Here is a 747-nt window from a genome sequence, read left to right as displayed (position 1 = left end):
ATGCCCAGTAAGGCGGCTTGGACTCGGTTCCGAAGTCAGCGACGACGCGCTCGACGCCCGGAAAGGATACCAACCTGATGAGCCATTCGCGGTGGGCTTGGAGAAATGTGAGGGCATCGCTGACTTGCGCGGAGAGGTCGGAGAACTCTGCGTCGCTGACTTGAAATCGTACCCCGGACGTCTTGTTCGCACTCGCGCCCTGAGACCTCTTCTCACCCTTCTTCCACGTGCTGAGGGGTGCGGCCTGGCACTGAACCAGGAAGGCTTCCACGTCGAAGTTCTCGCCTGCCGCTCGCAATACGCAACTCATGGCTATGCCTAACGTTCGAGGTAAGGGGCGGCTTGCGGCTTGCCGCAAGACGTCCCCTTGACTGAGTGGTTAGGCGCCGATGAGGCACCAACCGCTGCCCGCCACCCCCAGGCCGATGGGCGTGAAGGGCCTGAAGCAGCCGCGCGGGTGACCGGAGCGCGGCTATGCCGCACTGGGGTTGCGGCTGTTTCAGTTAGGCCATGCCCTGTGAGCTCGGCCGGTGATGCGTGACTGGGCGCTGCAAGCTTGCCGTGGCAGAGATGTGAGGCTGCAATTCCGATTGCCAAAGAGCTACCCATGCCTGGAACTAACCGCGGGGATGCTTTTGCTCGGATGGCACACGAAAGTGGTGCCCGACCCGTGACCAAGCCAGCCAGAACACGGCTGGAGCAGCCACCATCCGTGCGCTGGCCGCCGGAGGACGGACAGCCCAAGCG

General features: G+C 63.3%; 1 protein-coding gene. It reads right to left on the bottom strand.

Annotated features, from left to right (window positions below; translation table 11 throughout):
• The coding region (locus AC1DYI_RS37485) for a hypothetical protein (RefSeq protein WP_477209122.1) at positions 1 to 271 on the bottom strand (271 nt) is incomplete at its 3' end.
• Positions 272 to 747 lie beyond the last annotated feature (476 nt).

The sequence above is a fragment of the Ideonella sp. P3_A4 genome (assembly GCF_056403075.1).
This window is presented reverse-complemented; position numbering and strand designations above follow the sequence as displayed.